At 66.2% G+C, this 6,000-nt stretch carries 6 protein-coding genes; all 6 read right to left on the bottom strand.

Going from position 1 to position 6,000, the window contains the following annotated elements; all coding sequences use genetic code 11:
• Nucleotides 1-104: 104 nt before the first annotated feature.
• Nucleotides 105-1,205: a branched-chain amino acid ABC transporter substrate-binding protein gene (locus tag HUW53_RS16280; protein ID WP_237346815.1), complete on the bottom strand. Its 1,101-nt coding sequence runs from the start codon at nt 1,203-1,205 to the stop codon at nt 105-107.
• A 102-nt stretch (nt 1,206-1,307) separates the two neighbouring features.
• A complete protein-coding gene (locus HUW53_RS16275) occupies nt 1,308-1,769 on the bottom strand; it encodes a DUF6867 family protein (RefSeq protein WP_237346814.1) in 462 nt (153 codons plus the stop codon).
• 1 nt (nt 1,770) lies between these two features.
• Entirely contained in the window at nt 1,771-2,508 is a 738-nt protein-coding gene (locus HUW53_RS16270; protein WP_237346813.1) for an ABC transporter ATP-binding protein, read from the bottom strand.
• On the bottom strand, nt 2,505-3,446 hold the full coding sequence (locus tag HUW53_RS16265) for an ABC transporter ATP-binding protein (protein WP_237346812.1): 942 nt from the start codon (nt 3,444-3,446) through the stop codon (nt 2,505-2,507). The genes HUW53_RS16270 and HUW53_RS16265 overlap by 4 nt, the downstream gene beginning before the upstream one ends.
• Nucleotides 3,446-4,936 (bottom strand): high-affinity branched-chain amino acid ABC transporter permease LivM, encoded by a 1,491-nt coding sequence (livM, locus tag HUW53_RS16260; protein ID WP_237346811.1) that lies wholly within the window; start codon nt 4,934-4,936, stop codon nt 3,446-3,448. The genes HUW53_RS16265 and livM overlap by 1 nt, the downstream gene beginning before the upstream one ends.
• A complete protein-coding gene (locus tag HUW53_RS16255; RefSeq protein WP_237346810.1) occupies nt 4,936-5,853 on the bottom strand; it encodes an ABC transporter permease subunit in 918 nt (305 codons plus the stop codon). Before HUW53_RS16255 ends, livM begins: the two co-directional genes overlap by 1 nt.
• Between the last annotated feature and the right edge of the window lie 147 nt (nt 5,854-6,000).

The following is a 6,000-nucleotide window of genomic DNA, read 5'->3' as shown; positions in this document are numbered from 1 at the left end:
CTCCGGCGCCGCGCGAAGACCGGGGCCAATGGCGTGACGGCCAATCCGCCACAAAAAAGCCCGCGCTTGGGGCGCGGGCTTTTCCGGGGCGGATCAAGGATGGATCACAGCTGCTTGTAGGCGCCGTCCTTCCACTCATAGACCACATAATCGAGCTTGGTGATGTCGCCCTTCTTGTCGAAGGAGAGCGGGCCGAGCACGGTGTCAAACACCTTTCCGGAGTGGATTTCCGCCGCGATCTTCTTGGTATCCAGCGATTTGGCCGCTTCGGCCGCCTGCTTGATGACCTGCGTTGCCGCATAGGAATACAGCACATAGCCTTCGGGATCGATGCCCTTCGCCTTGAAGGCGGCGACGATGTCCTTGGCGGCCGGATTGTTGCGTGGATCGGGGCCGAAGGTCATCAGCGTGCCGGCGGCGCCGGGGCCGGCGATGGTCCAATACTCCTTGTCGGCGATGCCGTCGCCGCCGAACAGGATGGTATTCATGCCCTGGTCGCGCATCTGGCGCACGATCAGGCCGGCTTCTGGATGCAGGCCGCCGTAATAAACGAGATCGACGCCATTGGCCTTCAGCTTGGAGACAAGGGCCGAATAGTCCTTCTCACCCGGATTGATGCCCTCATAGAGAACTTCCTTCATGCCCCCCTTGTTCATGGCCTTCTGGGTCTCGTCCGCGAGGCCCTTGCCGTAGGGGGTCTTGTCGTGAACGATGGCGACCTTCTTGCCCTTGAACGTCTTGACGATGTAGTCGCCGGCCACGGAACCTTGCTGGTCGTCACGGCCGCAGGTGCGGAAGGTGTTCCACATCTTGCGATCGGTGAAGGTGGGGTTGGTGGAGGCGGGGCTGATCTGCAGCACGCCGGCTTCTTCATAGTCGGTGGAGGCCGGGATGGAGACGCCCGAATTGAAGTGGCCGACCACATACTTCACGCCGTCGGAGATGAACTTGTTGGCGGCGGACTTGCCCTGTTCCGGCTTGCCGGCGTCGTCGCCCACGGACAGTTCGACCTTCTGGCCGAGGATGCCGCCCTGGGTGTTGATGTCCGCCACCGCCTGCTCGGCACCGGTCTTCAGTTGGGCGCCGAAGGCGGCGGCGCCGCCGGTCATGGGGCCACCCACGCCCATCTTCACCTGAGCCTGGGCACCGGCCGCGAAGGCGAGGCCGGCGCCGAGCGCGAGCGACGCCAACAAGAGTTTCCTCATCTCATCTCTCCCCTCGTGTGTCGGACCGCCATCCTGGGTTTGGTCCGGCTGGAATCCTGGTGCGGGCCATTGTGCCGCAATTGATAGGTGTGTCGATGGGGCTCACGGCGCCTTGAGCCCGTCGGCGTCCGCGCTGTCCTGCCGGCGCCAGCTCAAGGGGCCGGCGGGAACGAACATCCAGCCATATTGCACGCTCATCTGCCGCTTGCGCACGGACCGGAAACCCAGCGCCGCCACCGCGGCCAGGAACAGGACTTCCGCCACGGACGTCACCGGCGCGAACAGCTCGTCGCCGAACAATGCGAAATGGCAGAAGCGCACCGCCGCCGCGAGCAGCACGCAATAGAGGGCGAGGTGGAACAGGGGCCCCCAGGCCCGGGCCACCGCCTTGCCGGTGAGCCACGCGGCGCCCCCGCCCAGCACCAGCGACACGAGCAGGAAGTCGCCCAGCGAGGTGCCCATCACCGTCTGCGGCCACAGCACCACCGCAAGGGCGAACGCGACCAGCACGGCCAGTGGACCAAGGAGCAGGGGCGAAGAGGGGCGGCCCGGATCGCGGGTCATTTCAGTGCCCCCCATCCAGATAGGCCGATCGCACCTCGGGCCGGGCCAGAAGGTCGGCGCCGGTGCCGCTCATGGTGATGACGCCGTTGACCATGACATAGCCGCGATGGGCCAGCTTCAGGGCGTGATAGGCATTCTGCTCCACCAGGAACACGGTGAGGCCCTCGGTTTCGTTCAAGAGGCGGATGGCGTCGAAGATCTGGCGCACCACCAGCGGCGCGAGGCCGAGGGAGGGTTCGTCGAGCAGCAGCAGGCGCGGCCGGCTCATGAGGGCGCGTGCGATGGCCAGCATCTGCTGTTCGCCGCCGGAAAGGGTGCCGCCGCGCTGATGGATGCGCTCCTTGAGCCGCGGGAACATCTCGAACATGCGTTCAAGATCCGCCGCGAAATGGCTGCCGCCTTCCAGCGCCGCGCCCATCTGGAGATTTTCGTAGACGCTCATGCGCGGGAAGATGCGCCGGCCCTCGGGAGATTGGGCGATGCGCAGGCGCATGATCTCGTGGGTGGGCAGGCGGGTGATGTCGCGCCCGGCGAAGCGCACCGTGCCGTCGCGCGCCTGGGGCGCGCCGCAGATGGTCATCATCAGCGTGGACTTGCCGGCCCCGTTGGCGCCGATGAGGGTGACGATCTCCCCCTCGTGAATGTCCACATCCACCCCCTTCAGGGCGATGATGTTGCCATAATAGGTTTTCACGCCGCGCACGGCGAGCAGGGGGGTGGCCGGGGCGGTGGCGCTCATGCCGGCACCCCCGTCACGGCGACCGCCTCCGCCTCGTCCTCGACTCCGAGATAGGAGGCGATGACCTTGGGGTCGTTGCGCACATCGCCGGGCGCGCCGTCGGCGATCTTGCGGCCGTATTCCAGAACCACCACGTGGTCGGAAATCTCCATCACCACGCTCATGTCGTGCTCGATGAGCAAAATGGAGGTCTGGTGCTCGGTGCGGATGGCGCGCAAGAGGGTGTTGAGCTCGTGGGATTCGCGGGGGTTGAGGCCCGCGGCCGGCTCGTCCAGGCACAAAAGGACGGGCTGTGTGCACATGGCGCGGGCGATCTCCAGCCGGCGCTGGTCGCCATAGGGCAGGTCGCCGGCGGGATCGTCGGCGCGGGCGGTGAGGCCGATTTTGTCCAGCCAGTACAGGGCAAGCTCCAGCGCCGCCTTCTGCTTGCGGCGCCACGACGGCAGGTTGAGCAGGGCCACGGGATTGATGAGCCCGGCCTGCGTCAGCGACATGTGCTGCGCCACCAGAAGGTTTTCCAGAACCGTCATGCCGGAGAACAGGCGGATGTTCTGGAATGTGCGCGCCACCTTGGCCCGCGACGACACCTTGTGGTCCGGCAGGCGCTCGAGCAGATAGGTGGCGCCCGCCGCCGTCTTCGCCCAGGCGCGGCCCCCGGCGGTGAGCGCGTCGAGTTCCGCCATGGTGGCCGGGCCGCCCTGCATGAGGGCCAGGCGGCCGGTGGAGGGCTTGTAGAAGCCGGTGATGCAGTTGAATACGGTGGTCTTGCCGGCGCCGTTGGGGCCGATCACCGCCGTGACCTCGCCACGCCCGGCGCGAAACGACACGTCGCCCACCGCCACCAGCCCGCCGAAGCGCATGGAGAGGTGGTCCACCTTCAAAAGCGGGTCGCGATCCCAGCTTTTCGGCACCTTGGGGGTGAAGGACGCCGCAGCCATCAGCCGTGGCCCTCCTTCACCAGCGCCCCGGACACTGCCTTGCGCTGCTTCAGGAAGATGGTGGGCATGCGGTTGGCGACAAGGCCGCGCGGGCGCCACACCATCACCGCCACCATGGCGAAGCCGAAGATGAGCATGCGGTAGAGCGAGGGGTCGAAATCCGGGCCAAACAGGAAGCTGGCTTTCAGGAAGGAGAGGTTGCGCAGCATCTCCATGCCGCCGATGAGCAGGATCGCCGCCGCAGCCACCCCCATCTGCGAGCCCATGCCGCCGAGCACCACGATGGCGAGGATCACCGCCGATTCCATGAAGGTGAAGCTCTCCGGAGAGACGAACCGCACCCGGACCGCGAAGAACGCCCCGGCGAAGCCGCCGAACATGGCGCCGGTGGCGAATGCCGTCAGCTTGGTCAGCGTGGTGTTGATGCCCAGCGAGCGGCAGGCGATCTCGTCCTCGCGCAAGGCTTCCCAGGCGCGGCCCACGGGCATCTTACGCAGCCGGATGGTGACGAGCGCGGTCAGCGCCGCGAGCCCCAGGATGATGAAATACAGGAAGATCATCCGGTGCATGGAATCATAGTCCAGCCCGAACCGGGCGGCGAAGCCGTCGTCATTGCCGTTGAAGGGGACGCCGAAGAAGGTGATGGCCGGGACGGAGGAGATGCCCGCCCCGCCATTGGTGAGCGACACCCAGTTGATGAGCACGAGGCGGATGATCTCGCCGAATGCCAGCGTCACGATGGCGAGATAGTCACCGCGCAGCCGCAGCACCGGAAAGCCCAGGATCACGCCCCACAAGGCGGCCAGGATGCCGGCCATCGGTAAGCACACGAAGAACGACCACGACGCCCAGAAGCCTTCCGCCACATGGGCGTCGAAGAAGGCGTTCAGCGGCACGCTGGTGGACAATAACGCGAAGGTGTAGGCGCCCACCGCGTAGAAGGCCACATAGCCGAGGTCGAGGAGCCCGGCGAGGCCCACCACGATGTTGAGCCCCCAACCCAGCATCACATAGGTGAGGATGTAGATGCCGAGATCCACCCAATAGCGGCTCGGCGACAGACCGCCCGAGAGCGTGACCGCAAGGAGGGGATATAGCAGCGCCAGCGCGAAGAAAGCCGGCCGCGCCGCCGGCGCGACCTTCGCCGACAGGGCGGCCAGCCCGGCGGATCGATTGTCCCGGATTTTCCGTCCCGGTCGCCACAGGGTCAGGTTCAGCACCAGCCGCAACCCCGCGACCAGCAGGGCGAACACCGCCACCAGGCCGAATCGATAGGTGAGGGTCAGCGGGCCGGACCCCGATTCCGTCGCCCGGAAGCCCACCAGCGGCAGCAGCAGCAGGCCGGTGATGACGCCGGAAGCCACCGCGTCCTTGATGGCCGGCAGAACCACCGCGTCCGCCGCCGGTGCCGGCGGGACCGGAGGCGCCGCGGGCGTGGTCTCCGGCGGCGTGTCCTCGCGTTCCCACAGGTCCGATCTGTGGGGCGCCATCACACCTTCTCCACTTCCGGTCGGCCAAGCAGGCCCTGGGGCATGAAGATGAGCACCACGACGAGGATGGAGAAGGCCGCAACATCCTTGTATTCAATGGAGAAATAAGCGGACCAGAAAGTTTCGATGAGGCCGATGAGAAGGCCCCCGAGCACCGCTCCGGGCAAAGAGCCGATGCCACCCAGCACCGCCGCCGTGAAGGCCTTCACCCCCGGCACGAAGCCATCCGCGAAATTCACCACGCCATAATACATGAGGTACAAGACCCCGGCCACGGCGGCGAGGGCGGCGCCGATGACGAAGGTGAGGGAGATGGTGCGGTCCACGTTGATGCCGAGCAGGGCGGCCATCTTGCGATCCTGCTCGCAGGCGCGCTGTGCCCGCCCGAGCGGCGTCTTCTGCACCAGCCACCAGAAGCCGAACAGCAGGCCGGCGGTGACCGCCATGATGAGGATCTGCTTGTAGGCGAGGGTCACCTGATAGCCGTCGCGCTCCATCAGCACGATCACGTCCGGCACCATGGGGGGCAGCGGCTTGTTGCGCGGGCCCTGGGCCACCTGCACGAAGTTCGACAGGAAGATGGACATGCCGATGGCGGAGATCATGGGCGCGAGGCGGAACGAGCCGCGAAGCGGGCGATAGGCCAGCCGCTCGATGGCCCAGCTCACCAGCCCGGTGAACGCCATGGCCACCACCAGCGTGATCGCCAGCACCAGGAAGATGGAGCTGATGCCGACCACGGTCGTGAGCAGCAGCACGCAGATGAGCGCGATGAAGGCGCTCACCATGAACACGTCCCCATGGGCGAAGTTCACCATGCCGATGATGCCGAACACCATCGTGTAGCCGATGGCGATCAGGCCGTAGATCGACCCGAGGGTCAATCCGTTGATGAGCTGCTGGAGGAAGATGTCCATCCGCCGCTAGACCCCTCTGTTCCGGAACGCGGCGCCTGCAAATTGACCTGCACGATCTTTGGGCGCGACGCTTTTTTAAACTCTTAACCCGGCCCGGCGAACGACACAATTCTCGCAAGCGACCGTCCGCCGGCCGTCTTTCCAGCC

It is taken from the genome of Xanthobacter agilis (assembly GCF_021730435.1).
Lineage (GTDB): Bacteria > Pseudomonadota > Alphaproteobacteria > Rhizobiales > Xanthobacteraceae > Xanthobacter > Xanthobacter agilis.
Note: the sequence above shows the minus strand (reverse complement) of the source record. Positions and strands in the feature narration are given on the sequence as shown.

Coding starts and splice junctions, on each gene's coding strand:
- HUW53_RS16280 (WP_237346815.1), bottom strand. CDS start 1,205: ATGAGGAAACTCTTGTTGGCGTCGCTCGCGCTCGGCGCCGGCCTCGCC.
- HUW53_RS16275 (WP_237346814.1), bottom strand. CDS start 1,769: ATGACCCGCGATCCGGGCCGCCCCTCTTCGCCCCTGCTCCTTGGTCCA.
- HUW53_RS16270 (WP_237346813.1), bottom strand. CDS start 2,508: ATGAGCGCCACCGCCCCGGCCACCCCCCTGCTCGCCGTGCGCGGCGTG.
- HUW53_RS16265 (WP_237346812.1), bottom strand. CDS start 3,446: ATGGCTGCGGCGTCCTTCACCCCCAAGGTGCCGAAAAGCTGGGATCGC.
- livM (WP_237346811.1), bottom strand. CDS start 4,936: ATGGCGCCCCACAGATCGGACCTGTGGGAACGCGAGGACACGCCGCCG.
- HUW53_RS16255 (WP_237346810.1), bottom strand. CDS start 5,853: ATGGACATCTTCCTCCAGCAGCTCATCAACGGATTGACCCTCGGGTCG.